The organism is Devosia algicola (genome assembly GCF_028816455.1).
Lineage (GTDB): Bacteria > Pseudomonadota > Alphaproteobacteria > Rhizobiales > Devosiaceae > Devosia > Devosia algicola.
In genome coordinates, this window is record NZ_CP118246.1 from 1 (window position 1) to 25,317 (window position 25,317).

Annotated in this window: 27 protein-coding genes and 2 pseudogenes; 14 read left to right on the forward strand and 15 right to left on the reverse strand. The window is 57.7% G+C overall.

Annotated features, from left to right (window positions below; all coding sequences use genetic code 11):
• Window positions 1–144: 144 nt before the first annotated feature.
• The 9 genes and pseudogenes from PSQ19_RS00005 to PSQ19_RS00045 form a co-directional block, all read left to right on the forward strand.
• Window positions 145–705: pseudogene (locus tag PSQ19_RS00005) on the forward strand (branched-chain amino acid ABC transporter permease); the annotation flags it as partial.
• Between the two features lie 109 nt (window positions 706–814).
• Window positions 815–997: an ABC transporter permease family protein gene (locus PSQ19_RS00010; RefSeq protein WP_282219073.1), complete on the forward strand. Its 183-nt coding sequence runs from the start codon at window positions 815–817 to the stop codon at window positions 995–997.
• Between the two features lies 1 nt (window position 998).
• Window positions 999–1,784 carry an ABC transporter ATP-binding protein gene (locus PSQ19_RS00015; RefSeq protein ID WP_282219074.1) on the forward strand — a complete coding sequence of 262 codons (786 nt, stop codon included), beginning with the start codon at window positions 999–1,001 and terminating at the stop codon, window positions 1,782–1,784.
• Window positions 1,781–2,506 (forward strand): ABC transporter ATP-binding protein, encoded by a 726-nt coding sequence (locus PSQ19_RS00020; RefSeq protein ID WP_282219075.1) that lies wholly within the window; start codon window positions 1,781–1,783, stop codon window positions 2,504–2,506. The genes PSQ19_RS00015 and PSQ19_RS00020 overlap by 4 nt, the downstream gene beginning before the upstream one ends.
• 32 nt (window positions 2,507–2,538) lie before the next feature.
• Window positions 2,539–3,447 carry a dihydrodipicolinate synthase family protein gene (locus tag PSQ19_RS00025; protein ID WP_282219076.1) on the forward strand — a complete coding sequence of 303 codons (909 nt, stop codon included), beginning with the start codon at window positions 2,539–2,541 and terminating at the stop codon, window positions 3,445–3,447.
• Between the two features lie 14 nt (window positions 3,448–3,461).
• Window positions 3,462–4,712 (forward strand): NAD(P)/FAD-dependent oxidoreductase, encoded by a 1,251-nt coding sequence (locus PSQ19_RS00030; protein ID WP_282219077.1) that lies wholly within the window; start codon window positions 3,462–3,464, stop codon window positions 4,710–4,712.
• Window positions 4,713–4,726: 14 nt separating this feature from the next.
• Complete coding sequence (locus PSQ19_RS00035; protein ID WP_282219078.1) at window positions 4,727–5,728, forward strand: 4-hydroxyproline epimerase; 1,002 nt, start codon at window positions 4,727–4,729, stop codon at window positions 5,726–5,728.
• A 17-nt stretch (window positions 5,729–5,745) separates the two neighbouring features.
• The gene (locus PSQ19_RS00040) at window positions 5,746–6,849 is read left to right on the forward strand and encodes a cis-3-hydroxy-L-proline dehydratase (protein WP_282219079.1); all 1,104 of its coding nucleotides are present in this window, start codon (window positions 5,746–5,748) and stop codon (window positions 6,847–6,849) included.
• Between the two features lie 24 nt (window positions 6,850–6,873).
• Window positions 6,874–7,905, forward strand: a complete 1,032-nt coding sequence (locus PSQ19_RS00045; protein ID WP_282219080.1) for a trans-3-hydroxy-L-proline dehydratase — start codon at window positions 6,874–6,876, stop codon at window positions 7,903–7,905.
• On the opposite strand, the gene lhpI is transcribed toward PSQ19_RS00045, so the two are convergent.
• From lhpI to PSQ19_RS00095, 10 genes and pseudogenes are all read right to left on the reverse strand, one after another.
• Window positions 7,898–8,848 (reverse strand): bifunctional Delta(1)-pyrroline-2-carboxylate/Delta(1)-piperideine-2-carboxylate reductase, encoded by a 951-nt coding sequence (gene lhpI, locus PSQ19_RS00050; protein ID WP_282219081.1) that lies wholly within the window; start codon window positions 8,846–8,848, stop codon window positions 7,898–7,900. The two genes, PSQ19_RS00045 and lhpI, sit on opposite strands and share 8 nt — an antisense overlap.
• Window positions 8,849–8,903: 55 nt before the next feature.
• Complete coding sequence (gene sseA, locus PSQ19_RS00055; RefSeq protein ID WP_282219082.1) at window positions 8,904–9,752, reverse strand: 3-mercaptopyruvate sulfurtransferase; 849 nt, start codon at window positions 9,750–9,752, stop codon at window positions 8,904–8,906.
• An 88-nt stretch (window positions 9,753–9,840) separates the two neighbouring features.
• Window positions 9,841–10,458 carry a L,D-transpeptidase gene (locus tag PSQ19_RS00060; RefSeq protein WP_282220757.1) on the reverse strand — a complete coding sequence of 206 codons (618 nt, stop codon included), beginning with the start codon at window positions 10,456–10,458 and terminating at the stop codon, window positions 9,841–9,843.
• Window positions 10,459–10,871: 413 nt separating this feature from the next.
• Window positions 10,872–12,996 (reverse strand): annotated as a pseudogene (gene pnp / locus PSQ19_RS00065) (polyribonucleotide nucleotidyltransferase).
• Between the two features lie 351 nt (window positions 12,997–13,347).
• A complete protein-coding gene (gene rpsO, locus PSQ19_RS00070) occupies window positions 13,348–13,617 on the reverse strand; it encodes a 30S ribosomal protein S15 (RefSeq protein WP_282219083.1) in 270 nt (89 codons plus the stop codon).
• 169 nt (window positions 13,618–13,786) lie between these two features.
• A complete protein-coding gene (gene truB, locus PSQ19_RS00075; protein ID WP_282219084.1) occupies window positions 13,787–14,698 on the reverse strand; it encodes a tRNA pseudouridine(55) synthase TruB in 912 nt (303 codons plus the stop codon).
• A gap of 9 nt (window positions 14,699–14,707) precedes the next feature.
• The gene (rbfA, locus tag PSQ19_RS00080) at window positions 14,708–15,118 is read right to left on the reverse strand and encodes a 30S ribosome-binding factor RbfA (RefSeq protein WP_282219085.1); all 411 of its coding nucleotides are present in this window, start codon (window positions 15,116–15,118) and stop codon (window positions 14,708–14,710) included.
• Between the two features lie 31 nt (window positions 15,119–15,149).
• Window positions 15,150–15,314, reverse strand: a complete 165-nt coding sequence (locus PSQ19_RS00085; RefSeq protein ID WP_282219086.1) for a hypothetical protein — start codon at window positions 15,312–15,314, stop codon at window positions 15,150–15,152.
• A gap of 40 nt (window positions 15,315–15,354) precedes the next feature.
• Window positions 15,355–15,822: a hypothetical protein gene (locus tag PSQ19_RS00090; protein WP_282219087.1), complete on the reverse strand. Its 468-nt coding sequence runs from the start codon at window positions 15,820–15,822 to the stop codon at window positions 15,355–15,357.
• Between the two features lie 126 nt (window positions 15,823–15,948).
• On the reverse strand, window positions 15,949–16,938 hold the full coding sequence (locus PSQ19_RS00095; RefSeq protein WP_282219088.1) for a DMT family transporter: 990 nt from the start codon (window positions 16,936–16,938) through the stop codon (window positions 15,949–15,951).
• A gap of 306 nt (window positions 16,939–17,244) precedes the next feature.
• Here PSQ19_RS00095 and PSQ19_RS00100 point away from each other — a divergent pair, with 306 nt between their 5' ends.
• Window positions 17,245–17,388: a DUF1127 domain-containing protein gene (locus PSQ19_RS00100; RefSeq protein ID WP_282219089.1), complete on the forward strand. Its 144-nt coding sequence runs from the start codon at window positions 17,245–17,247 to the stop codon at window positions 17,386–17,388.
• 69 nt (window positions 17,389–17,457) lie between these two features.
• Here PSQ19_RS00100 and ybaK read toward each other — a convergent pair whose 3' ends face one another.
• On the reverse strand, window positions 17,458–17,931 hold the full coding sequence (gene ybaK, locus PSQ19_RS00105; RefSeq protein WP_282219090.1) for a Cys-tRNA(Pro) deacylase: 474 nt from the start codon (window positions 17,929–17,931) through the stop codon (window positions 17,458–17,460).
• Between the two features lie 373 nt (window positions 17,932–18,304).
• Between ybaK and osmF the strand changes: the two genes are divergently transcribed.
• The 4 genes from osmF (at window position 18,305) to PSQ19_RS00125 (ending at window position 22,170) form a co-directional block, all read left to right on the forward strand.
• Window positions 18,305–19,216 carry a glycine betaine ABC transporter substrate-binding protein OsmF gene (osmF, locus tag PSQ19_RS00110; RefSeq protein ID WP_282219091.1) on the forward strand — a complete coding sequence of 304 codons (912 nt, stop codon included), beginning with the start codon at window positions 18,305–18,307 and terminating at the stop codon, window positions 19,214–19,216.
• Between the two features lie 88 nt (window positions 19,217–19,304).
• Window positions 19,305–20,492, forward strand: coding sequence for an ABC transporter permease (locus PSQ19_RS00115; RefSeq protein WP_282219092.1), 1,188 nt, complete (start codon window positions 19,305–19,307; stop codon window positions 20,490–20,492).
• The gene (locus tag PSQ19_RS00120) at window positions 20,489–21,421 is read left to right on the forward strand and encodes an ABC transporter ATP-binding protein (protein WP_282219093.1); all 933 of its coding nucleotides are present in this window, start codon (window positions 20,489–20,491) and stop codon (window positions 21,419–21,421) included. Before PSQ19_RS00115 ends, PSQ19_RS00120 begins: the two co-directional genes overlap by 4 nt.
• A complete protein-coding gene (locus tag PSQ19_RS00125; RefSeq protein ID WP_282219094.1) occupies window positions 21,418–22,170 on the forward strand; it encodes an ABC transporter permease in 753 nt (250 codons plus the stop codon). Before PSQ19_RS00120 ends, PSQ19_RS00125 begins: the two co-directional genes overlap by 4 nt.
• A gap of 61 nt (window positions 22,171–22,231) precedes the next feature.
• On the opposite strand, the gene PSQ19_RS00130 is transcribed toward PSQ19_RS00125, so the two are convergent.
• From PSQ19_RS00130 to PSQ19_RS00145, 4 genes are read right to left on the reverse strand one after another with little or no spacing between them, the layout of a single operon-like run.
• On the reverse strand, window positions 22,232–23,770 hold the full coding sequence (locus PSQ19_RS00130) for a tripartite tricarboxylate transporter permease (RefSeq protein WP_282219095.1): 1,539 nt from the start codon (window positions 23,768–23,770) through the stop codon (window positions 22,232–22,234).
• A gap of 15 nt (window positions 23,771–23,785) precedes the next feature.
• Entirely contained in the window at window positions 23,786–24,217 is a 432-nt protein-coding gene (locus PSQ19_RS00135) for a tripartite tricarboxylate transporter TctB family protein (RefSeq protein ID WP_282219096.1), read from the reverse strand.
• Between the two features lie 59 nt (window positions 24,218–24,276).
• Window positions 24,277–24,864, reverse strand: a complete 588-nt coding sequence (locus PSQ19_RS00140; protein ID WP_328517782.1) for a Bug family tripartite tricarboxylate transporter substrate binding protein — start codon at window positions 24,862–24,864, stop codon at window positions 24,277–24,279.
• Window positions 24,830–25,270: a hypothetical protein gene (locus PSQ19_RS00145; protein ID WP_282219097.1), complete on the reverse strand. Its 441-nt coding sequence runs from the start codon at window positions 25,268–25,270 to the stop codon at window positions 24,830–24,832. The genes PSQ19_RS00140 and PSQ19_RS00145 overlap by 35 nt, the downstream gene beginning before the upstream one ends.
• Window positions 25,271–25,317: the final 47 nt, after the last annotated feature.

A 25,317-nucleotide genomic window follows, 5' to 3' on the forward strand; every position in this document is an offset into this window, starting at 1 on the left:
TTTGGGCAAGTCTGAACAGGAGCGGATGTAGCCATGGCCCAGTCCCGCTCAAACTCTCTCGGCAATCTGTTGGCGTTGTTCGATGAGCCACGTAACCGCTATATCGCCTTTGCGGTCATCATCGGGTTGCTCATCATTGCGCCCATGACCCTTGGCCCCTATGCCACTGTCATCCTGACCAATGCGCTGCTTTATGTGGTGCTGGCGCTCGGACTCAACGTGGTGGTCGGATATGCTGGCCTGCTCGATTTGGGTTATGCAGCTTTCTTTGCCGTCGGCGCCTATACTATTGGCATTCTCAGCCATACATTCGGTCTCAATTTCTGGCTAACCCTGCCAATTGCGGTTGGCGCTGCCGTCGTTGCCGGCGTTGTCATTGGTACACCGACCTTGCGGCTGCGATCCGACTATCTGGCCATTGTCACGCTCGGTTTTGGAGAAATCGTTCGTTTCTCCGCCCGCAATCTCGATATCACCGGTGGTGCCAGCGGCATCTCGGGTATCCAGCAACCATGGCTATTTGGCTGGCACATTAATACGCCGGTCGAATTCTACTATGTGTTCGTAGTGCTCGCGATTATCGCCGTTATCGTTTGCGTTAGGCTGCAACATTCGCGCCTTGGGCGGGCCTGGCTCTATGTCCGTCACGATGAGGACGCCGCTGAGGCCATGGGCATCGATACGGTGCGGATTAAATTGGCCGCCTACATTACGGGCGCCATTTTCGGTTCGATTGGTGGCGCCTTCTTTGCCGTCAACCTCAGTGCGATTTCGCCCGAGAGCCTTCTCTTTCCAGCAATCGGTGTTGATCTTGATGGCGGTTATTCTGGGTGGCATGGGCAAGATACCAGGTGTTATTCTGGGCGCGTTCATTGTGGTGCTGGCGCCAGAACTCCTGCGCGATCTGGGCGAATATCGCCTCCTGCTTTTCGCAGTTGGCCTGTTGCTGGTCATGCTGTTCCGCCCTAGCGGCATCTGGCCGGTGAGGGGGAAATAAGATGAGCAATCCTCTTCTCAAACTCTCCGGACTGTCGCTGAGCTTTGCGGGCAATACCGTGCTCGACAATGTCAATTTCACGGTGGGGCGGGGTGTCATCGTCAGCCTGATTGGCCCCAACGGGGCAGGCAAAACCTCGCTGTTCAACTGTATCACCGGCTTTTACAAGCCCCAGGCCGGCTCGATCACCATTGATGGCCATGAGTTGATGAAACTCAAGCCGCATCGGGTCACTCAGGCGGGCATTGCTCGCACCTTTCAGAACGTCCGGCTGTTTCACCAGATGACCGTTCTGGAAAACGTCATGTCGGGCAGCCATTGTCGTTCCAAGGCTGGTGCAATATCGGCGATTTTAGGCCTGCCAAGCCAGCGTCGCGAGGAAGCGGCCATTCGCGCGCATGCCATTGAGTGCCTGCGTTTCGTCGGCATTGCCGACGAAATGGATCGCGATGCGACAAATCTGGCCTATGGCCATCAACGCCGTGTCGAGATTGCCCGTGCCCTGGCCACCCGCCCACAATTGCTGTTGCTCGATGAACCGGCAGCCGGGCTCAATAGTGGCGAAAAGCAGGAATTGCTCGAACTTATCGGCCGTATCCGCGACGAACTCGATATCTCGGTGCTGTTGATTGAACACGACACGGGCATGGTGATGAAAATATCGGAGCGTATCAGCGTGCTCGATCATGGTGTGATGATCGCTGAGGGTGCGCCCAAGGAAATACAGGCCGATCCCAAGGTGATCGAAGCTTATCTCGGCCAGGAAGACGGGGAGGACCTGCTATGAGCGCCGAGGCAGAAACCATCCTGCAATTGGAAAACGTCACCGCCGGCTACGGCCGCATCGTGGCACTCAATGGCATTGACCTGCAAGTTGAGAAAGGCGCCATGGCGACCCTGCTCGGGGCCAATGGTGCGGGCAAGACAACGACACTCAAGACCATTTCGGGTCTGGTTCGCGCCACTGACGGCAAGGTCTTGTTCGAAGGCGAAGACATCACCCAGACCCCGGCCCACGAGATTGCCCGGCGCGGCTTGGTGCATGTGCCCGAAGGACGACACGTCTTACGCGGATTGAGTGTGCGTGAAAACCTTGAACTTGGTGCATTCACCGTCAAGGATCCAGCGACACGGCGCAAGCGCATGGACGAGGTCTTTGGGTTGTTTCCGGTGCTGGCCAAACGTCAGCATGGCGACGGGTCGCTGTTGTCGGGCGGCGAGCAGCAGATGCTGGCCATTGGTCGCGCCCTGATGCATGGACCACGCCTGTTATTGCTGGATGAACCCTCGATGGGTCTGGCACCAAAGCTTGTCATCGAAACCATGCAAATCGTCAAGCGGCTGAGCGAAGCGGGCACAACGATCCTGTTGGTTGAGCAAAACGCGCGGCTGGCGCTCAAACTCGCCGACTACGGTTATGTGCTCGAAAGCGGGCACATCCGCATGCAGGGCGACGCAGCAACACTGCGCGCCGATAATTCCATCGTCCAAGCCTATCTGGGCGAGTGACCATTCTTCAATCCTGAATATGTGAGACTGAAATGACTGTGAACTGGCAAGGCGTTATTCCCGCCCTGATGACTGAAATGAAGCAGGGCGGCGCCCTGGACATGCCTGCCACCGCGCGCCACGTCGAGTCCTGCCTCGATGCAGGGTGCGAGGGCTTCATCATGCTCGGTACCCTTGGCGAGAATTCGTCGCTGTCGCTAAACGAAAAGGAAACCGTCGTCCGAACCGCGGTGGAAGCAGCCAACGGTCGGGCACCGGTGATCGCTGGTGTGGCCGAAAACACCACCGATTTGGCCATCGAAACCGCCAAGCGGTTGCAAAAGGCAGGTGCCGTTGGTCTCATGGCCTTACCAACCATGGTGTACCAGCAGGACGCGCGTGAAGCGGTCGAGCATTTCAAAACCCTGTCGAATGCCGTCGATCTGCCGATAATGATCTACAACAATCACGTTGCCTACAAAGTCGATTTGCTACCCGAGGACTTTGTTGAACTGACCGGGCAGGAAAACATCGTTGCGGTCAAGGAATCAAGCCACGACAGCCGCCGTATAACTGACATGATCAACGTGCTTGGCGACCGCTTCAAGCTGTTCTGCGGCGTTGACGATCTGATGCTGGAAAATGTCCTGTTTGGTGCCACGGGCTGGGTGTCTGGCATGACCAACAGCTTTCCGCGTGAATCGGTCCAGATGTACAGATTGGCCAAGGCCGGTCGCATCGACGAGGCGCTGGCGATCTACCGGTGGTTCATGCCGATGCTGCATCTCGATACGGCTGTAAAATTGGTCCAATATATCAAGCTCGCCAATCAGATGGCTGGTGAAGGCGCCGAATGGGTGCGAGCACCGCGACTGACGCTTGTTGGCGAGGAGCGGGCGCGGATCGAAAAAATCATCCAGACAGCGCTCGACAACCGCCCCCAACTCGGGCCCCTCGATTAGTCGGAAGACAGTAAATGGTCCAATCGAAACGGGCTGATGTCGCCATTGTGGGAGCCGGTATCATCGGCCTGTCTGCTGCGTTTCGCCTGCAACAGGCGGGGCGCCAGGTGACATTGATAGACAAATCCGGCATTGCCCAGGGCGCCAGTTTTGGTAATGCTGCCGCTCTCGCCTTTTCTGACGTGCTGCCATTGTCGGCCAAAGGCATGATGGCCAAGGTGCCGGGCTGGATGCTGGACCCGCTAGGCCCGCTGAGCATTCCGCCGGCCTATTTTCCCCAAATATTGCCATGGCTCGTCCGTTTCTGGCGCGCCGGTTGGCGCGACCGACGTGAGGCCGGTATTGCTGCCCAGGTCGCCTTGATGCAACTGGCAAGCACCGAAATGGCCGACCTCACTTTGGCTGCTGGCACCGACCACATGGTGCGCTCTAACGGTTCGCTTGAACTTTACGAAAGCGAAGCAGAATTCAACGCCTCATTGCCCGGCTGGGCGATCCGCGAGCGCTACGGTATTGGCTTTGAGCACGTGCGCGGTCAGGAATTGTCGACCTTACAGCCTGGACTTGCATCCCGCTTCGCAATCGGCACCTACGTGCCGCAATGGCAAACGGTTGCCGAGCCCTATGAGTTCGCCTGTGCGCTGGCTGACGCCGTCATGGGGCAGGGTGCAACCCTTGTTTCCCAATCCGTCACAGCGTTAGCGCCAAACAACGACGGCGTTACCGTTTCCCTCGAAGACGGCGGCGTTGTGCAGGCTGCGCAGGCCGTAATCGCCTGCGGTGCCTGGTCAAAAACCCTGACAGCCGGTTTGGGCGATAGCGTGCCGCTCGATACCGAGCGCGGCTACAATACCACGCTTCCTTCGGGGGCGTTTGACCTGAAACGGCAACTGATTTTCGGTGGCCACGGGTTTGTCGTCACCCCGCTCGATCAAGGTATTCGAGTTGGCGGCGCAGTGGAATTTGGCGGACTGAAACTCAAGCCGAACTATGCAAGATCCGACGCCATGCTCAAAAAGGCCGCTGATTTCATGCCAGGGCTCAAAACCACCGGCGGCAAACGATGGATGGGATATCGACCCTCGATGCCTGACAGCCTGCCTGTCATCGGACGCTCGAAAGCCTCGCCAAATATCGTCTATGCTTTTGGTCACGGTCATCTGGGGTTGACCCAATCGGCCGCCACAGGGCGACTCGTAACTGATCTTGTTCAACATCAAACCACACCAATCGATGTCGCGCCCTTTCGGGCGGACCGGTTCTGATCCAGGCTTTTCCAATGGCACGACATAGCTTTTTTTGCGTTGATGGTCACACGTGCGGCAATCCGGTTCGATTGGTGGCGGGCGGCGGACCGCGTCTAAACGGCGACAATATGCTAGCGCGTCGCGCCTATTTTCTGGCCGAGTATGACTGGATCCGTACCGCGTTGATGTTTGAGCCGCGCGGGCATGATGTCATGTCGGGCTCCATCCTTTATCCTCCATCCAATCCCGACAATGATGTCGCTATCCTGTTTATCGAAACCTCTGGGTGCCTGGCCATGTGCGGCCACGGCACCATCGGCACGGTCACCATGGGCATTGAGCAGGGCCTGATAGTCCCTCGGACGCCGGGCACCGTGCGGCTCGAAGTGCCCGCGGGCCTCGTCATTGCCGAATATCGGCAGGAGGGAGATTATGTCGAAGAGGTCAAGCTGACGAATGTGCCCTCGTTCCTCTACGCGACGGATCTGGAGGTAGAATGCCCCGATCTCGGCCCGCTCAAGGTCGATGTCGCCTATGGTGGAAACTTTTACGCCATCATCGATCCGCAGGACAATTTTGGCGACATGGACCAATATTCGGCGGCCGATTTCATCCGCTGGAGCCCGGTACTGCGCCAGCGCCTTAATGAGACGCACAGCTTCGTGCATCCTGAAAAACCCGAAATCAATGGATTGAGCCACATTATGTGGACCGGCGCGCCCAAGCACGCCGGATCAACCGCCCGAAATGCTGTATTTTACGGCGACAAGGCCATTGACCGTTCACCCTGCGGCACCGGCACATCGGCGCGGATGGCCCAGTGGTATGGCCGTGGGCGCCTCAAGGCGGGCGATGATTTCATCCACGAAAGCATCATCGGATCGATTTTTAAGGGCAGGGTAGAGAACACCCAAACCGTTGGCAATTTCTCCGCCATCATCCCCTCAATCGCAGGCTGGGCACGCATGACTGGCCTTAACACCATTTTTGTCGATGACCGCGACCCGTTCAAACACGGTTTTATCGTCACCTGAGCAAAGGACCCAATTCCATGAAGATTACCGCCATCACCGCCTGGCAGGTTGACTTGCCGCTCAAGGAGGGTCGCTATAGTTGGTCCAACGGCAATTTTGTCGATGTGTTTGACACCACTATTGTCGGTATCACGACCGATGCCGGCATTACCGGTTACGCCGAATGCTGCCCGCTTGGGTCCGCTTATCTACCAGCCTACGCGCTGGGCGTGCGGAGTGGTCTGCACGAAATTGGCCCGAAACTACTTGGCATGGACCCCACCGATCTCAACAATATCAATCGCCACATGGACGCGGTGTTGCGCGGCCACAACTACGTCAAGGCGCCCATTGATATTGCCTGTTGGGATATTTTGGGCAAGCTGACCGAGTTGCCAGTCTATAAGATTCTCGGCGGTAGCGCACAGGACGAGGTTGCTCTTTACCGGGCCATTTCCCAACAATCGCCTGAGGAAATGGCGACCAAGATCGCCGGCTATCGTGCCGAGGGCTATACCAAATTCCAACTCAAGGTTGGTGGCAATGCCGACGAGGACATCGCGCGAATCAAAGCTTGTCGCAATATACTGTCGCCCAGCGACACATTGGTGGCTGATGCCAACACCGGCTGGACGCGCGCCGAAGCCGCTCGCGTTGTTGCCGCCGTTGCTGATGTCGACGTTTATATCGAACAACCCTGCCCGACCTACGAGGAATGCCTGTCGATCCGCCGCCGCACCGGTCGACCCTTCGTTCTGGATGAGGTCATCGACAATGTCGGTAGCCTGGTCAAAGGGCTGGCCGACGACGCGATGGACGTCATCAACCTCAAGATTTCCAAGGTCGGTGGCCTGACCAAAGCCCGTTTGATGCGAGATCTCGCGGTCGCCAGCGGCATCCCCATGACCATTGAGGACACGTGGGGTGGCGATATAACCACCGCCGCAATCGCCCATCTGGCGCGCTCTACCCCCGAGGAGTTCTGCTTTTCCGCAACCGATTTCAATAGTTATGTGACAACACGCATCGCCGACGGGGCACCCCAGCGCGACAATGGTTTCATGACGGCGCCCGATGCTCCAGGACTGGGCGTTACGCCTCTACCAGACGTCCTTGGCGAACCCGCCTTGCATATCGAATAGCCTCGAACTGCCGGATCAAACGTCATGCGCACCACTAAATCCATCCACATTGTATCCTGTCATGCCGAAGGCGAAGTGGGTGATGTGATCGTGGGTGGCGTTGCACCGCCGCCGGGCGAGACGCTTTGGGAACAGTCGCGCTATATTGCCAGGGACCAGAGCCTGCGCAATTTCGTTTTGAACGAGCCGCGCGGTGGGGTCTTCCGCCATATCAACCTTTTGGTGCCACCCAAGGACAAACGGGCGGTTATGGGTTGGATCATCATGGAGCCAGAAGATACCCCGCCGATGTCGGGCTCCAATTCTATCTGTGTCGCCACCGTGTTGCTGGACGGCGGCATCGTGCCCATGACCGAACCCGAAACCCGCATGACGCTTGAAGCGCCCGGCGGCTTGGTCGAGGTGGTTGCCCAATGCCGTAACGGCAAGGCGCAATCGATCAGCGTGCGTAATGTGCCCTCGTTTGTTGACCAACTCGACGCCACGATCGATGTCGAGGGCATCGGCACGCTGACTGTCGATACAGCCTATGGCGGCGACAGCTTTGTCATCGCCGATGGGGAAGCGCTGGGTTTCGCCATCCGTGAGGATGAAGCACGTGACATTGCCGAAATCGGTATTCGCATTACCCGCGCCGCAAACGAACAGCTGGGCTTTGCCCATCCGACCAACCCCGACTGGGCCCACATTTCCTTTTGCCAGATTGCAGCCCCGTTAAAGACCGTCGAGGGGCGATTGACCGGCGCCAACGCCGTCGTCATCCAACCGGGAAAAGTCGACCGCTCACCAACGGGCACCGGCTGCTCGGCTCGCATGGCGGTGCTGCAGGCGCGTGGCCTGATGGCAGTTGGCGATGAGTTTGTCGGTCGCTCCATTATCGGTTCCGAGTTTTTCTGCCGTTTGGAGGCATTGACGGACCTCGCTGGCAAACCCGCAATTATTCCTTCAATTAGCGGTCGGGCGTGGATTACTGGCACCCGTCAGGAAATGCTTGATCCCGCAGATCCCTGGCCCTCGGGTTACCGCCTGTCCGATACTTGGCCCAAAATCAAATAGAAGGGCGCCCGTCATTGGCGGCGAGGGCTACCGCTGTGGCCAAATCCTCGAGCGCCGTGCCCACCGATTTGAATATGGTGATTTCGTCCTCGCTTTCTCGGCCGGGATGCTCGCCGCGACACAGCATCGCCAAGTCGGCCAACAGGCCGTCGCGCTGCAACGTCCCCGCTGCCATTGGCTGGGTAATGTCGCCGCTCTCCTTGCTTGCTCCTTCAAACGTATCGACATAAATGCCCTTTGCGCGCGCCAATGCCGCATCGTCCGCTTCGCGCATGTCGGTGCGGAAGCTGCCGACCAGATCCACATGAGTTCCGGGTCGAAGCAGGTTGCCCAGAACAATCGGGGTTTTCGCCAATGTTGCGGCGCTGACGATGTCGGCGTCGGCTAAAGCGACTGCAACGTCGGTGCTGGCGACGACATTAGGCGCAATCCGCCCGAGTTCGCCTGCCAATTTTTCCGCCTTGTCCAGTGACCGGCTGCAAATCGTCAATGTCTCGATATCAAAGGTCGCGCAATAGGCTTGCGCCAGATTTGTGCTGACTCGTCCTGTTCCCAAAATCACCAGATTCCGAGACAGCTTGCGTGCCAGAAATTTGGCCGCCAGAACCGAGGCCGCAGCCGTACGGCGCGCCGTCAATTCGCCGCCATCAATTTGCGCGACCACGGCGCCGTTCTTGCCATCAAAAAGCGTGTAGGTACTGGCCACTGCTGGCAAACCCACCGCTTCATTGTCGGGAAACACCGTGACCAGTTTTACCCCGATATGTTCGCCGGGCTGCCAGGCAGGCATCAGCAAAAGATTGCCGTTTATAGTGTCGCCACCAACCTGCAAATGCTGCCGCATTGGCGCCATTGCGCCCTTGGAAAATGCCCGTTCGAGCGCAGCGATCAGAACGGGCCACTCCAGGCCTTTGCGAACATCGTCAGCAGAGAAATTTTTCATGGCGCCACTATAGTTTGGCGACCATTGTTTACAATCGGCAAGCGCCTTGTTGGCGCTATTTCCCCGTTGCAATCAGGTCGGCACTTTCGGGGCGACCGCCCCATTCCGACCAGGAACCGTCATATATCGCGACATCGTTCCGACCGATGACACTCAGCGCCAACGCCAACACGGCGGCTGTGACGCCAGAACCACATGTGGTGACCACAGGTTGCTCCAGATTGATCTCGATCTCGGCAAACGCCCTGCGCAATTCGTCGGCGGGACGCAATCGACCATTCACAATCAAATTTGTGAACGGCAAACTGAGACTGCCCAAAATGTGACCCGACGCCAGTCCGGCGCGCGGTTCTGCCATTTCGCCGCGAAACCGGTCACCAGCCCGCGCATCAATGATCTGCTCATCGCCAGATTGCGCGTTTGCGAGCATCTGCTCAAAACTGCGCACGAGCGCCCTGTTATAGTGAGCCGGAAACCGCCCTGGTGTCTTCGCCGGAGCGCCTTTTTCAAGCGGCAACCCCAAATCGCGCCATGCCGGCAAGCCGCCATCGAGGACATAAACCTGGCGCACACCGGCGATCCTGAAATTCCACCAGATACGCGCCGCGCTAAATAGTCCCACGCTATCATAGACGATGATCTTGTCGTCCTGATTGATCCCCAAATCGCTGACTGCGGCCCCAAAAATCTTCTCTGCGGCAAGCATGTGGGGCAGGCCGCTGGTTTGGTCGGCTATCGCATCAATATCGAAAAATACGGCGCCAGGAATATGCGCGCAAAGATATTCCGCGTTCGGATCGCGTTGCTCGATTGGCATGTGCCAAGACGCATCGACAATACTGACGCCCCGCTGGCCGAGAAGGACTGCCAGTTCACGAACTGAGATGAGGGGGGATTGATTCATGGGCGAGGTTACCGGGATGACGTACCCGCAACCTCGCACATTCGCGCGATGGTAAACAAGGGATGCCGCAAGAGGCACCCTTGAACCGTTAGCTAATAACGACGACGCGCGTGCCGGTAGGTACGCGACCATATAGGTCGATAATATCCTGATTCATAAGACGAATGCAGCCTGACGACACATTGGTACCAATAGTGTAGGGCTCAGTCGTGCCATGGATGCGGAACAGCGTGTCGCGACCATTCTTATATAGATAGAGCGCGCGCGGCCCCAATGGATTGGTCGGGCCGCCCGGCAGGCCACCGGCATAGGGACCATAGCGATCCGGTTCGCGCTTGATCATTGATCGCGTTGGAGTCCATGTCGGCCATTGCGCCCGACGACCAATGCTGGCATTGCCCTTGAACTGCAAGGCCTCTTCACGTCCCACGCCAATGCCATATCGCATGGCGCGGCCACCCTCCTGAACGAGGTACAGATAGTGGGCCTGCGTATCCACAATTAATGTGCCAGGCTTTTCGCCCGTCGCATAAGGAACGTCCTGACGCCACCATTTCGGATCAACCTGACGCAAATTAACGCCAGCTACCTGATATGGTTCGCCCAATACCGGACCATACATCGACAGGTAGAATGGATTGATCGATGGCTCTATTGGTGCTCTGGTGGTGGTGCAGGCGGCTAGCGCCAGCGGCAGTCCAATCATGAATAAACGGCGACTGATCACGAGGTAATACCTGTACAAAAGAATCTTGATTGATAACGACCTAGATCGACCGGCCCCGTTTTGTCGAGTGCAGGAAAACCTCAGTCGCTGCAATTGCGCTATATGGTGCACAATTCGCGCGGATGTGATTGAAAAATGCAGCGTTCCTGATTCAGTTCCCAATAATTCAGTGATCACAAGAGTTTGTGCGGCGTCGATAAATCTAGGCAACACCAGAAATTCTTGTGGTTACCATTCAGATACCATGTCTTGTCTAACGCCAAGTAAATCTACCACGCCATTATGCATTTGATTTATGCCTGACATTGTCGGCGGAAATGACAAAAAAGACCCGCACCAAATTGGCGCGGGTCCGAATATTTTTCCGTAGAAATCTGTGGGAAAAGTCGAGATTACTCGGCTTTTTCTGCGACCAGTTCCTTGCCGGTCTCTTGATCGACAACTTTCATCGACAGGCGAACCTTGCCGCGATCGTCAAAGCCAAGCAATTTGACCCAGACCTTGTCACCCTCCTTGACCACGTCGGTGGTCTTGGCGACACGCTCCTGAGCGAGTTGGGAGATATGGACAAGGCCATCCTTGGCACCAAAGAAGTTCACGAAGGCGCCAAAATCGGCGGTCTTGACGACGGTGCCCTGATAGATGGCACCAACTTCAGCTTCATCGGTGATCGACTTGATCCACTTGATTGCCGCGTCGATGGCCTTGCCATCAGACGAAGCAACCTTGATCGTGCCATCGTCTTCGATGTTGATCTTTGCGCCGGTTTTTTCGACGATCTCGCGGATGACCTTACCACCGGTACCAATCACTTCGCGGATTTTGTCGGTCGGGATCTTCATGGTTTCAATGCGGGGAGCAAATTCACCGACTTCTGAACGAGCGGTCGTCAAAGCCTTGGCCATTTCACCAAGAATGTGGATACGGCCGCCCTTGGCCTGTTCCAGCGCGATCTTCATGATCTCGCCGGTGATACCCGCGATCTTGATGTCCATCTGCAAGGCAGTAATGCCCGCTTCTGTACCTGCAACCTTAAAGTCCATGTCACCAAGGTGATCTTCGTCGCCCAAAATATCGGACAGAACGGCGAATTTTTCGCCCTCAAGGATCAGCCCCATCGCAATGCCGGCGACCGGACGGGGCAGGGGAACACCCGCATCCATCAGCGCCAGCGAGGTGCCGCATACCGTGGCCATCGACGATGAACCATTGGATTCGGTGATCTCGGAAACGATGCGGATGGTGTAGGGAAATTCTTCTGCCTTTGGGCGCACTGGATTGATAGCGCGCCAGGCAAGCTTACCGTGACCGATTTCGCGACGGCCGGGCGACCCCATGCGGCCAGCTTCACCGACCGAATATGGAGGGAAGTTGTAATGCAGCAAGAAGTTCTGCTTGATGGTGCCTTCTAGCTGGTCGATGAATTGCTCATCGTCACCGGTGCCCAGGGTCGCAACGACCAGTGCCTGGGTTTCGCCGCGGGTAAACAGCGCCGAACCATGGGTGCGAGGCAGCATGCCAACTTCAGAAACAATCGGACGAACCGTTGAAAGGTCACGACCGTCAATGCGCAGTCCTGTGTCGAGCACGTTCCAGCGCACGATTTTGGCCTGCAAATGCTTGAACACAGCGCCAATGACTTCGTTGGTGTAGGTGCCGTCTTCGATCTTGGTAGCAAACTGCGCCTTGACCTTGGCCTTGGCTGCATCAATCGCGGCGTAACGGGCCTCCTTGGCGGTATTCTTGTAGGCGTCGCGCAGGTCAGCTTCGATAAAGCCCAGCATTTCCTCTTCAAGAGCCGAATGGTCTGCCCCTTCAAACTCGCGAGGCTCCTTGGCGGCAAGTTCGGCCAGCTTGATGATGGCTTCGATGACCTTGCGGCTCTCTTCATGGCCGAAAAGCACAGCGCCAAGCATGACTTCTTCAGACAGGCTCCTTGGCTTCTGATTCAACCATCAGAACGGCGTCAGCGGTACCGGCGATGACCAGATCAAGCTTGCTGTCGTCGCGACGATCAACCGGCAGGTTGAGCACATATTCGCCATCGACATAACCAACGCGAGCCGCCCCGATTGGTCCCATGAACGGTACGCCCGAAATAGTCAGAGCAGCCGATGCAGCAACCATGGCCAGAATGTCGGGATTGTTCTCCATGTCGTGCTGCAAAACGGTAATCACGACCTGGGTTTCGTGCTTGTACCCGTCTGGAAACAATGGCCGGATGGGCCGGTCGATCAGGCGCGAAGTCAGTGTTTCGGCTTCAGAGGGACGGCCCTCACGCTTGAAATAACCGCCAGGAATTTTGCCGGCAGCAAAATACTTTTCCTGATAATTGACGGTCAGTGGGAAAAAATCGATACCCGGTTTCGGCGACTTTGCCGAAACGACCGTGGCCAGAACCACAGTTTCGCCGAGTGTCGCCAAAACGGCGCCATCGGCCTGACGGGCGATCTTGCCCGTTTCAAGGGTCAGCGGCTGGCCGCCCCAGTTGAGTTCCACTTTATGGTGGTCAAACATAGTTTTGCTTTCCGTTTGCCGAACATCCGCTGGCGCGGGGCGTAGCGCCCGCACAGATATTCGTTGTGCCCGCACCGCAACTGCACCCCATGTGCACGATAGCGGTTCAAATTCAGACACGGTTTCCGCCCGGTTTTTGCTGGCGAAACATGGGCAAGACAACAAGACGCTCCCAGAAATCGGGTAGCCTCACGAAACCAATCACTGGATGATTTGTTGACCTGAGGCCTGTCTATGAGCGGCTAATAATCCTGCCATGCTCCGTCAAATACCGGTCTACGCTGGTTTCCTGCGATCGCAGGAACACCGGTGCGGAAATATCCCCGCACCAGTATTGTCCTGATGCATCTACTAGCGACGCAGGCCAAGACGTTCGATCAAGGACTTGTAGCGCGCGTCGTCGCCCTTCTTGACATAGTCAAGCAGGCTGCGGCGGGTCGAAACAAGCTTGAGCAGACCGCGGCGGGAATGGTTGTCCTTGGCGTGGCCCTTGAAATGCTCGGTTAGATTGGCAATACGTTCCGACAGGATTGCAATCTGGACCTCGGGCGAACCGGTGTCGTTTGGCTTGATTGCATATTCCTGGATCAGCGCGGCTTTGCGCTCTGGCGTAATCGACATCGGATATATCCTTTCAGATACGAGGATTTGGGTCGCCTCTTCCGGGATGTCGTCCAGGAGAGGCCATGAATAGCACGGGAGCAATAGCCCCGTGCTGGGCGCTCTATAGTCTAAAGTGGCGCCCGACGCCAGAATTTATTGCAAAGCCGGACATGGCCCAGCCGCCAATTCAGTTGAACACCCGGCGTGGCACAAACTGACCATGTTCAACATGGCCTGTAGCCACAACCTCACCCGCAAAGCTGGCCCACGCTTCGTCGAGGCTAACCGGTGCTCCGGCGCCGGTCAGAAGCACAGAATTGCCATGCTTGACACCGCTCAATTGTTGCTGGGTTAGCCGGATCTCGGGTAGCTCTATCAAACTCGTCGCAATCGGCTTTAACAGCGCATCGCGGTCTGTCAGGTCCAGCGCTTCAAGCTGTTCAATGCTCACCGCGTCCTCATCATGAAACGGTCCGACCGCGCCACGGTGTAGTCCAACGACATGGCCTTTCGTGCCAACCTGCTCGGCAATGTCGCGTGCGATGGCGCGAACATAGGTGCCTTTGCCGCAGACCGCCTCAAACACCGACTTCTCGCTGCCATGGTCCAGCAGTTTAAGCGAGTCGACGTGGATTTCGCGCGCTGCCAACTCTACCTTCTCACCCGCCCGCGCCAGATCATAGGCCCGCTCGCCGTCGATCTTGAGTGCTGAAAAGATCGGTGGCACCTGGCTGATCGTGCCGATGAAGTCGGGCAAAACCGCCTCAATTTCCGCCGCACTTGCGCGATGATCGCTGGTCGCAATGACCTCGCCCTCCGCATCGTCGGTGGCCGTTGCCGCGCCCCATTTGACCGAAAAGCGATAGACCTTGGTGCCATCCTGCACAAACGGCACGGTTTTGGTCGCTTCGCCCAGCGCAATAGGCAATATGCCAGTCGCGAGGGGATCAAGCGTGCCGGCGTGGCCCGCCTTGGCCGCGCCAAACAGCCAGCGTACCTTGCCTACGGCTTGGGTCGAAGTCATGTCGTAGGGCTTGTTAAGGACAAGCCAGCCCGACACATTGCGTTTGACGCGCTTGACCTGGTTCAAGCTGACCATGCCCCAAAGTTACTGGTCATCCCCGTCCTCGCCGCGTTCGATATCCTGGCGCACTTTGTCCGACCGCAACAGCGCGTCGATCCGACTGGCTTCTTCGAACGTATCATCGATGAAAAACCGCACGTCGGGCGCGTATTTCATATTGATCTGAGGCGCAACCTGACCGCGAATGAATTTGCGATGCCGATTGAGCGCCGCAACCACTTCTCCGGCCCGTTCGCCGCCAAGCGGCATGATATAGACATTGGCCAGTTTCAGGTCCGGCGTCATGCGCACTTCCGGTACTGTAATGACGGCGCCGCGCAGCGCGTCATCCTCAACTTCTCCGCGCGCAAACATCGCCGCCAGTGCGTGGCGGACCAGTTCACCAACCCGCAGCATTCGCTGGGAAGGCCCCGTGGGCTTGTGTTCTCTACTCATTGGCTCGACTTAGGCGCTCTGTTCTGTTCCGTCAATCCGCAGCCAAAAGCGCGACATCGGTTTTGAGCTGCAGCACCGCCGTCTGGACAATATCCGTCGCGACCGGCCAACTCGCCGGCATGCCAGGATTAAAGGCCTTGCCGCGCCACTTCTGATAAACCATCGCCAGGCCCTTCGGCGTGCGTTTGAACTGCATCAACATCACTTCACCGTCGCCCGCATAGTTGGGCAATGTGTCAATAAAGGCCCCACAAACAAATCCCAGCGTCGCCAGATTGTCGGCACTGTCGGCTTCGAGGCTGAAAAAAGCCGCTGGTTTGGGGCTGGCAGGTTTGGGAATAATAAGTCATCTCGCTCGAGCGGTAATCGGCGAGCGGCCGGGTTGGCTGCAACAATAGACGCGCGCCAACTGCGCTGGTCCAGTTTTCGGCGCTCTCACCCTTGGGGAAAATATCGAGGTCAGCCTTGCGCGGATCTTCGCTGTAATTAACGCTGGCCATGTCCTCCAGCGACTGCCCGGCTGCGCTGTCGAGCCAATGCGGCGCCGGCAGCGTCAATTTGTGACCGAGCGCGTTAAGCGTCAGTCGCGTGCCATCCAGCATCAGGGGTGCCGACTGAGCCAGTGCCGAACCGGCGCTGCCCGCCAGTGCGGCGACAAACAGCAGGGCCGACAGACTGGAGCGGCGAATAGACGAAATATTCATTTTTAGCCTCTCCTGCATTGCCCGACCGATAGAGTTTGGCTTTGACAACATGCAAGCAAAATCGGTGCTTCCACCGCGTCGGTAACCGGATTTTCCCGCAGGTGTGGCGCAGCAGTCGCGCCGCGCTCAGGTTTGGGGAGTCGCCGCCGCATTGGCGCGTCGCCGTTTCAGGCCCAGCTGATGCTCCCGCAGAATAATGAAAATGCCGGCACCTACTACCAAAAGCGCTCCCGCCAGCATCGGCACCGTCGGAATTTCGGCGAAAAGAATGTAGCCAACGGCCAGCCCGAGTAGCATTGATGTATAATCGAATGGCGCAATGACCGACATGTCGGCGTAGCGGTAGCATTGGGTGACCAATATTTGCGCCACGCCGCCCGCCAGACCCGCCCCAATCAGCAGGGCCAGTTGCTGGCCGTTGGGCATGACCCAGCCGAATGGAAGGCTGAGCAGCGACAGCAAACTCCCGGTAACAAAGAAATATAGCACGATCGTCGCCGTCATTTCGGTCTGTACAAGATTGCGAACCTGCAGCATTGCGGCGGCCGCGAAAAACGCTGCCGCAAGTGCCGCAAGTGCCCCGATTGATTGCCCGCCGATCTGGCTCCCATCGCTCAAAATGCTGAGACGCGGCCACAAAATGACCAACACCCCGACCAATCCGACAATGACCGCCGCCCAGCGATATAGCCGGACCTGCTCCTTGAGGAGTATGGCGCTCAGCACTACGATCAGCAGCGGCGTGGCGTAGCTGATGGCAATGGACTCGGGCAGAGGCAATTGCGTAAGACCGTAAAACCCCAGGCTCATTGAGGTAATCCCGATAGTGCCGCGAAGAACGTGTCCGAGTGGCCGCTTTGTACTAAATCCCTGCCTGAGTTCTCCCCGAACGACCAGCATGATCAAGACCGGTATGATGGCAAAAGCCGAGCGGAAAAACACCAATTGTCCGGCAGGAATGCCCTCGGCGGCTTTGAGCATGGTGGACATGCTGACAAAGATGCAAACCGCCGCAATCTTGAGGCCGATACCCAATAAAACCGTGGCGTCCGTCTGGGTGCCTTCGCTGTCGAACACGTCAATACCTTCAATATGCAGGAACGCACGAGGCGGCACATATCCCCCCAAGGCGTCCGTAAACCGGATAAAATCTCGTTCTGGCAGACAGTTTCACCGCGCAGGCAGGCACCCGGCGGATGTTGGCGGGACGATGTCAAAGCAAAGTTTGCGCAATCGATTCCAGCCAAATTCAGCATAGGCCAGAAATATGGTCTGAACCAGTTTCGATGACAAAAGCCTGATTAACGAAATGTTGGATAAGTTCCCATTCACTCAGCGCATAGCAGGATTTCTGATTATACCACTACTCAGCAGGGCGGGGATAACTTAGTTATTGCTCATCCAAGGAAAGGGAACCAAGTCATGAACATTCGTCAAAAACTCGCTCAATTCGCTCAGTATCAGCAGACCGTGCGTGAACTCAACTCGCTTGACACCCGTTCGCTCAATGATCTGGGTATCAACCGTTACGACATCAAGAATCTGGCCCGCAACATGGCCCGCTGATTGATCGCAATCAGGTTTGGAATGGTAATGAAGGCGTCCAATCGGGCGCCTTTTGTCTGTCTGGAAAACCTAGCGGATGAGGTCGGCTGAGATGGCGCCGAGCGCGCGAATGGCGTCGGCTGGATTGAGTCGGACCTGCAGGCCCCTTTGGCCGCCATTGAGGAATATTTCTTCCTCCAATATCGATAATTCTTCAATTAATATAATAGTTTGCCTTTTTTGTCCGAACGGGCTGATACCGCCGACCCGGTAGCCGGTCTGTCGTTCGGCGTCGGCTGGTTTCATCATCTGCGCCGACTTGCCACCTGCCGCTGCGGCGAGCTTTTTCATGTTGATTTCCTCGTCCGATGGCACCACGGCACAGACAGGCTGGCCGTCCACCAGAGCCATCAGTGTCTTGTAGACGATACTGGCTGAAACGCCCATCGCCTCGGCCGCCTGCAACCCGACGCGGTCAGCGTTCGGATCATAATCATAGGTCGCCAAACTGTAGGCGATGCCGGCAGCATTAAGGGCTAGGGTGGCGGGGGTGGTTCTGGACATTCCCGCTTTTATCAAGCCGGTGACATTGCGCAAGCCGATGCTGCATTATGTTAGCAGTCTGCTAACCTTGACGGCACCCATCACCACCAATTAGGCTCATTTGATATGCGCGTAACGCATAGCTCGGTCGTTTGTAGAAACTGGCGAAAATCCGTCGTGACGCCGCCACCGAAAAAGCGGTCGAAAAATTCCTACGTAATTTTTCTTGGGTTTTTTTGCCAAAGATGCTGAACTAATTTCTCAGTGGGTGCTTATGCATCAGACCGTAATTTCTGCGTAGCCCAATGGGGAGTAGTTTGGGCCCGAAATTTCCTACTGATCAGCAAGACTAGATCCGGTCCGGTGACAAACCGGCAAAGCCATGGAGACCACAATGCGCCTCATCACAAAAATGCTCAGCACCGCCGCAGTCCTGGCCATGACCATCACAACGGCCAGTGCGCAAGTTGTCGTGTCGTCCAAGATTGACACCGAAGGCGGCGTGTTGGGCAATATCATCCTGCAAGTGCTCAAGGCCAACGACATTCCGGTCGAAGACCGCATCCAGCTTGGCGCGACCCCGATCGTGCGTGCCGCCATTACCGCGGGTGAAATCGACATTTACCCTGAATATACCGGCAATGGCGCCTTCTTCTTCGACAAGGCCGACGATCCGCTGTGGAACGATGCGGCAAAGGCCTATGAGGAAGTCAAGAAACTCGACTATGACGCCAACAAGATCGTCTGGCTCCAGCCAGCCCCTGCCAACAATACCTGGGCCGTGGCCGTGCGCAGCGATGTGGCCCAGGCCAATAATATCAAGACCTTCTCCGACTTCGGCAAATATGTAGCGGGCGGCGGCGACATCAAGTTGGCGGCGTCGTCTGAATTTGTAAACTCGCCAGCAGCACTGCCCAAATTTCAGGAAGTCTATGGCTTTACCCTTAATCCTGACCAGTTGGTGACCCTCTCGGGTGGCGACACGGCGGCAACCATTGCTGCCGCCGCCCAACAGACCAATGGGGTCAACGCCGCCATGGTCTATGGCACCGACGGTGGCATTGCTCCATCGGGGCTGACCGTTTTGACCGACGACAAGGGCGTGCAACCTGTCTATCAGCCCGCGCCGATCATCCGGGAGGCCGTGCTGAACGAATATCCGCAGATCGCGGACTTGCTGGCGCCGGTTTTCGCCAAGCTTGACCTGACGACACTTCAGGATCTCAACGGCCGCGTGCAGGTGGGTGGCGAAGCCGCCTCCGCTGTTGCCGCCGACTTCCTGAGCAGCAATGGTATGGCCAAATAATCCAGCCGGGGCCGGTTGTCGCGCCGGCCCTTACCGCCGCCACATAGTGTTTGTGTCGGAAATTCTGAGCGAAAAAACCGGCGGTCGCATGTCTGATACCCAAACGGCCGCCAAGTCAGGATTTATCCTGCCCCGCTTTGACAAGCTTGGCGTTCTGATCGCCGTCATTGCGCTGGGCGGCGTCCTGCTGCCCTTCATGATTTTCCGCGCCAATCGAATCGTTTTGGGCGAGCCCCGGATGATCTTTGAGGCCCTGGCAACGCCAGAAGCGCTGGTGCTTGCATTGTTGTTGGCGGCTGGCATGGTAATCGCCCTGTTGCGTTTCAGGGCAGGGCTGAAACTGGCAGCCAGCCTGATCATCCTGATCGCCCTGTTTGTGCTTGTCGGGCGATCCGCCTATTTCCTGACCCCGCCTGACGATAATTTTGCCCGCATATCACCGGGCGCCGGATTTTGGCTGCTGGTATTTGCATTCGCCCTGTTGGCCGCCGATGCCTTGACCCGATTGCGCCTAAAACCCTGGCCGCGCATCGGCATTCTGGCGCTGGTGGCGCTGGCCTTCGGCATTTTGCTGGCGACCGGGAGTCTTAATGGTGTGTCCACCCTCAAGGAATATGCCACCCGCGCCGATCGATTCTGGAGCGAAGCCCAAACCCATGTGCTGCTGGCCTTTGGCTCGGTGCTGATCGCAACTATCGTCGGCGTGCCGGTCGGTATCATCAGTTTTCGGCTGCCTAAATTACGCGCGGCGCTGCTCAATGTGCTCAATATCGTCCAGACAATTCCCTCGATTGCCCTGTTCGGACTGTTGATCGCGCCGCTGGCCTGGATTGCCGCCACGGTGCCCGGCGCGTCATTGATTGGCATTTCGGGCATTGGCGTCGCCCCGGCATTGGTGGCCCTGTTCGCCTACTCGCTGTTGCCGGTAGTGTCCAATACCATTGTGGGCCTGCAAAGCGTGCCCGAAGCGGCCAATGATGCAGCCAAGGGCATGGGCATGACCGGCGCCCAGCGGATGGGCTGGATAGAACTGCCGCTGGCCTTTCCGGTGATCCTGACCGGCATTCGAATCGTGCTGGTGCAAAATATCGGCCTGACCACCATTGCCGCCCTGATCGGGGGCGGGGGCTTTGGCGTATTCATCTTTCAGGGGATCAGCCAGACCGCCATGGATCTGGTGTTGCTTGGCGCCGTGCCGACGGTTGTGCTGGCCTTCGCCGCCGCCGTGGTGCTGGACGCCTTTGTAGAAATGACGAGCACGGGCAAGCCGCAATGATCGAGATCGACGCCATTACCAAGTCCTATGATCAGACAGTCGTTGTTGATCATGTCACCCTGACCATTGAGCCGAGTAGCGTTTGTGCAGTGGTCGGCACGTCGGGGTCCGGCAAGACGACATTGTTGCGCATGATCAACCGGCTGGTCGAGCCGACTTCTGGCGCCATCCGCATTGATGGCGAGGACACCCGCAACACCCACGCCTATGAATTGCGCCGCAAGATCGGTTATGCGATTCAGGGACACGGGCTGTTTCCGCACCGCTCTGTCGGCCAGAATATTGCCACGGTGCCAAAACTGCTGGGCTGGGACAAGGACAAGACGCGGGCGCGGGTCACCGAACTGCTCGAACTGTTTCAACTCGATCCGGCCCAGTTTCGCGACCGCCTGCCGCGGGAATTGTCGGGCGGCCAGCAACAGCGTGTCGGCGTGGCGCGGGCCCTCGCGGCCAAGCCCAACATATTGCTGATGGACGAACCATTTGGGGCGCTGGACCCGGTAATCCGATCCAAGGCGCAAGAGGATCTGCTGACCATTCAGCGCCAGTTTGAAACCACCATCGTGCTGGTGACCCATGACATGGAGGAGGCGATCCATCTGGGCGACAAGATTGCCGTGATGGACGAGGGTAAATTGCTGCAATTTGCCAGCCCTCAACAGATCATTTCCAAGCCGGCGACCCCCTTTGTTGCCGAACTGATCGGTACTGGCGAGCGCCCGTTCAAATTATTGTCGCTGGCCCGCGTCGGAAAATTTGTCGAACCGGGCAGCGCCGAGGGCGATCCGATAGACATCTCCGCCACCCTGCGCGACGCCTATGCCGAACTTCTCTGGTCAGGACGGGCGGCCCTGCCGGTGAGCGAGAAAGGGCAGGTGATCGGCAAGATCACACTCGACCAGCTTTCCAGCCACGCGAGACCGCAATGAGGCCCGGAATCATTGTCCGGCTGATCGCCTTTGCGGTACTGCTGACATTCCTGATCGCGCCGGACCTGTTTGAGCCGTTCTTTGGCATGCTGACCAAGAACGGTCAGCCCGCCATCTATAATCAGGGTAGTCTGCTCGACCTGACGCTCAACCATCTTGCCATCGTTTTTGCCGCCACCTTCGCTGCGACCCTGATTGCGGTCAGTCTCGCCATTTTGGTGACCCGGCCCTTTGGCGTCGAGTTCCTGCCGCTATCGCGCTCGCTGGCCAATATCGGCCAGACGTTTCCCCCGGTTGCCGTGTTGGCGCTGGCGGTCCCAGTACTCGGCTTCGGTACCGCCCCGACCCTGGTGGCCCTGTTCCTCTATGGATTGCTGCCGATTTTCGAAAATACCCTGACTGGACTCGTCAATCTGCCCGGTACGGTTGCCGAAGCGGCCAAAGGCGTCGGCATGACCTGGGCGCAACGTCTTTTCAAGATCGAACTGCCGCTGGCGCTGCCGGTCATTCTGGCGGGCGTACGGCTGTCGACGGTGATTTCGCTCGCCACCGCCACTATTGGTTCGACCGTGGCGGCGCGCACCCTGGGCGAAGTGATCATTGCCGGGCTAACCTCGAACAATACCGCCTTCGTCTTGCAGGGCGGCTTGATCGTCGGTGTGTTGGCAGTGCTGATCTACGATAGCCTTGCCGCGCTCGAACGCTGGCTGATGGCACGGACCGGTCAGGCCAAGCGCGCCGCTGCATGACAAAAAACGGGCGCCAGCATGATAACACGCTGACGCCCGAAATCTTGAGTGACCCAACGCCCTAGTCCACGGCGGCACCCGCATCATCCTTGCGCATTTGCATGCGCTTGCGGATGGTTGGCCCCAGAACGATGGGCAGGATGAACCCGAAGATCGCAATTGCCCACAGGGCGATCGACAATGGCGAGGCCACCAGCGCAAACCAGTCACCATCGGAAATGGTCAGCGCCCGTCGCAGGTTCTTTTCCATGGCAGCCCCGAGCAATACCCCGAGGATGACCGGCACCATGGGAATGTCCAGCTTGCGCAAAAGCCACCCCAGAATGCCGAAACCGACCATGACCATCAGATCAAAACTGGACCCCGATATGCCATAAATCCCGACAAACGAAACCATGGCGACGATGGGCATCAAAAAGCGCGGCGGCACCAGGAGAACGCGCACAAACAGGCCGACCATGGGGATATTCATCGCCAGCAACATCAGATTGCCGATGAACAGCGCCGCAATCAGGCCCCAGACAACATCGGGATTGTTCTGGAACAGCAATGGCCCCGGCGTGATGTTCAGCGCCAGCAGCACTGCCAACAGCACAGCGGTGGTTCCCGAACCGGGAACGCCCAGCGCCAGCATCGGCACCAGCGCCCCGCCCGCAGCGGCATTGTTGCCTGCCTCAGGCGCTGCCACACCGCGCGGATCGCCCTTGCCAAATGTGCCTTCCTTGTCGACCAGCCGCTTTTCAACCGAATAGGCAATGAACGAACCAAGCGACGCGCCGGCGCCCGGCAACACGCCGGCCAGAAAACCCAGGACTGTCGAACGGATCATTGTCGGCGTGCAATATTTGATCAGGCTCCAGGAGGGCACGATCTTGCCGATTTTCATTTTTTCGGCGGGTTTCGCCCCATGCACGGCGCGATGTTCGAGGAAAATAAACACCTCGGACAAGGCAAACATGCCCACAATGGCGACGAGAAAATCGATTCCGTCATAAAGATGCACTTCGCCAAAGGTGAAGCGCGGCACACCGGTTTGCCCATCAACGCCAATCATGGCGATGCCGATACCCAAGGCCGCTGCAAACGCGGCTTTGGCCTGATTGGTCGAGGCAATGCCGCCCAGCGTCGCAAAGGCCAGAGTGAACAGCGCGAAATATTCAGCCGGTCCAAACAGCAACGCGACCTTGACCAGCAGGGGCGCCAGCAGCACGAGACCGCAGGTGGCGAAAAACGCGCCAACGAACGAGGCAATGCCCGAAAGCGCCAACGCCTCACCGGCGCGACCCTGCAGCGCCATCGGGTGCCCGTCGAGCGTTGTCATCAGAGCCGGTTCATCGCCCGGAATATTGAGCAGGATCGAGGAAATGCGCCCCCCATACATGGCGCCGTAATAGACCGATGTCAGCAGGATCATTGCCGGGGTCGGCCCAAGGCCCATGGTAAAGGCCAGTGGAATAAGAATGGCAACGCCGTTTGAGGGGCCAAGGCCGGGCAAAGCGCCCATGACCGTGCCCAAAAAGCAGCCGATCAGTGCCAGCAGCAGATTTTGCCAGGTCAGCGCAATGGCAAAGCCATCGAACAGTGAGACTAGTACGTCCATCTTCCGATCCTCTGCCTAAAAGCCCAAGGGGCCACGGGCCAGTGAAAGCCCCAGAATGACTCTGAAAATCAGATAAAGACCGCCCGAAATCAGCACCCCCGCTATGATCGCCTGCACTGGCGGGGACTCCAGCCGCCAAGCCAGATAGGCGGCGGCAATGGCAGTCGATATGCCAAATCCGAACTCGGGTAGCGCCTGCGCATAGGCAAACATCACCAGCGCCGCCAGACCGATTTCAATGAGCCCTGCGGCATTGGGCCAGACCGGATCGGGATCGGGTTTGAGCACGAAATATAGGCTCGCCAGACCCATGACCGTGCCGATGATGATCGGAAAGGTCTTGGGCCCAACCGCATCCTGGATGAAGCTTTCCTGGATAAGCGTCGCCTGCCAGATAAAGAAAATGGCCAGCGCAAGACCTATGCTGCCAAAGATTCGATCGCTCATTGCCCTCTCCTCGATCCTGAGCAAAAACCGGCGGCCATTTCTGACCGCCGGTGACTAGCTTATTGGATGATGCCGATCTGCTTGGAAATATCGGTGATATTGGCCACCGATTTGGCAACGAATTCCTCAAAATCCTTGCCGCGCAGGTCAAGTGGGGCGAGGCCATTATTGGCCATCACCGTCTTCCACTCCTCGGAATCGTACATCGTACCGATTTGGGTGGTCCAGTAATCATAGGCCTCGTCGCTCATGCCCTTGGGGGCATAAAAGCCGCGCCAGTTGGCACCGATGACGTCAACGCCCTGCTCCCGAGCAGTGGGGAACACATCAAACGCGCCGGGCAAACGCTCAGGCGACAATACCGCGATCACCTTGATATCGCCCGAATCGACAAACCCCTTGGCTTCGGAAATGTCGCCGGTAAAGGCCTGCACCGAACCGGCCAATAGCTGGGTCACCGCCTCGCCGCCACCATCAAAGGCGATATATTTGACGCTGCGAACATCATCGATTCCATAGGCCTGGGCTGCCATCAGGACCTTGAGGTGATCCCAACCGCCAACAGCGGAGCCACCGGCAACCGATATCGAAGTCGGGTCGGTCTTGATCTGGTCAAGCAGGCTCAGGCAGCGTCGAAATGTCGGAATCGGCGGCCACGGCGATCACGCCATAATCAGCGCCGATTGTTGCCAGCCAGCGTACCTCGTCCATATTGTTGCCCGGATAGGCCCCTTGCGCCAGACGCGTCGCGGTTGCGGTCGATGCGGCAACAATCAGGTTGCTGTCGTCGCCGCGCTTGTTGACCACTTCAGCAAAGGCCACGCCGCCACCGCCGCCCGACATGTTGGTAACCTGCATGGTTGAGGGAATGAGCCCCTCATCCTGCAATACCTTGCCTACCTGGCGGCAGGTGAAATCCCAGCCACCACCCGCGTCAGCCGGTGCGATGCATTCGGCGCCGTCCGGCTCGAACGCCATAGCGCCCGTCGCAAGGCTGGCCACGCTTAGCGCAGCCGCGATCAATGTGACTTTCGCCACGGAAACAATGCTCATTGGATCCTCCAATAGTTTATGCCCGCCGCCGTTCCGGTCTTGCAGGC

Bases quoted from the DNA above. Each gene is read 5' to 3' on its own strand.
- osmF (WP_282219091.1), top strand. From the start codon at position 18,305: ATGCGCCTCATCACAAAAATGCTCAGCACCGCCGCAGTCCTGGCCATG.
- PSQ19_RS00125 (WP_282219094.1), top strand. From the start codon at position 21,418: ATGAGGCCCGGAATCATTGTCCGGCTGATCGCCTTTGCGGTACTGCTG.
- PSQ19_RS00135 (WP_282219096.1), bottom strand. From the start codon at position 24,217: ATGAGCGATCGAATCTTTGGCAGCATAGGTCTTGCGCTGGCCATTTTC.
- PSQ19_RS00130 (WP_282219095.1), bottom strand. From the start codon at position 23,770: ATGGACGTACTAGTCTCACTGTTCGATGGCTTTGCCATTGCGCTGACC.
- ybaK (WP_282219090.1), bottom strand. From the start codon at position 17,931: ATGTCCAGAACCACCCCCGCCACCCTAGCCCTTAATGCTGCCGGCATC.
- sseA (WP_282219082.1), bottom strand. From the start codon at position 9,752: ATGAATCAATCCCCCCTCATCTCAGTTCGTGAACTGGCAGTCCTTCTC.
- PSQ19_RS00045 (WP_282219080.1), top strand. From the start codon at position 6,874: ATGCGCACCACTAAATCCATCCACATTGTATCCTGTCATGCCGAAGGC.
- PSQ19_RS00060 (WP_282220757.1), bottom strand. From the start codon at position 10,458: ATGATTGGACTGCCGCTGGCGCTAGCCGCCTGCACCACCACCAGAGCA.
- PSQ19_RS00100 (WP_282219089.1), top strand. From the start codon at position 17,245: ATGAACATTCGTCAAAAACTCGCTCAATTCGCTCAGTATCAGCAGACC.
- PSQ19_RS00115 (WP_282219092.1), top strand. From the start codon at position 19,305: ATGTCTGATACCCAAACGGCCGCCAAGTCAGGATTTATCCTGCCCCGC.
- PSQ19_RS00025 (WP_282219076.1), top strand. From the start codon at position 2,539: ATGACTGTGAACTGGCAAGGCGTTATTCCCGCCCTGATGACTGAAATG.
- PSQ19_RS00090 (WP_282219087.1), bottom strand. From the start codon at position 15,822: ATGAATATTTCGTCTATTCGCCGCTCCAGTCTGTCGGCCCTGCTGTTT.
- PSQ19_RS00030 (WP_282219077.1), top strand. From the start codon at position 3,462: ATGGTCCAATCGAAACGGGCTGATGTCGCCATTGTGGGAGCCGGTATC.
- PSQ19_RS00145 (WP_282219097.1), bottom strand. From the start codon at position 25,270: ATGAGCATTGTTTCCGTGGCGAAAGTCACATTGATCGCGGCTGCGCTA.
- PSQ19_RS00035 (WP_282219078.1), top strand. From the start codon at position 4,727: ATGGCACGACATAGCTTTTTTTGCGTTGATGGTCACACGTGCGGCAAT.
- lhpI (WP_282219081.1), bottom strand. From the start codon at position 8,848: ATGAAAAATTTCTCTGCTGACGATGTTCGCAAAGGCCTGGAGTGGCCC.
- PSQ19_RS00020 (WP_282219075.1), top strand. From the start codon at position 1,781: ATGAGCGCCGAGGCAGAAACCATCCTGCAATTGGAAAACGTCACCGCC.
- truB (WP_282219084.1), bottom strand. From the start codon at position 14,698: ATGGTCAGCTTGAACCAGGTCAAGCGCGTCAAACGCAATGTGTCGGGC.
- PSQ19_RS00010 (WP_282219073.1), top strand. From the start codon at position 815: ATGGCGGTTATTCTGGGTGGCATGGGCAAGATACCAGGTGTTATTCTG.
- PSQ19_RS00015 (WP_282219074.1), top strand. From the start codon at position 999: ATGAGCAATCCTCTTCTCAAACTCTCCGGACTGTCGCTGAGCTTTGCG.
- PSQ19_RS00120 (WP_282219093.1), top strand. From the start codon at position 20,489: ATGATCGAGATCGACGCCATTACCAAGTCCTATGATCAGACAGTCGTT.
- rpsO (WP_282219083.1), bottom strand. From the start codon at position 13,617: ATGTCGATTACGCCAGAGCGCAAAGCCGCGCTGATCCAGGAATATGCA.
- PSQ19_RS00040 (WP_282219079.1), top strand. From the start codon at position 5,746: ATGAAGATTACCGCCATCACCGCCTGGCAGGTTGACTTGCCGCTCAAG.
- PSQ19_RS00085 (WP_282219086.1), bottom strand. From the start codon at position 15,314: ATGCAGTTCAAACGCACGCCGAAGGGCCTGGCGATGGTTTATCAGAAG.
- rbfA (WP_282219085.1), bottom strand. From the start codon at position 15,118: ATGAGTAGAGAACACAAGCCCACGGGGCCTTCCCAGCGAATGCTGCGG.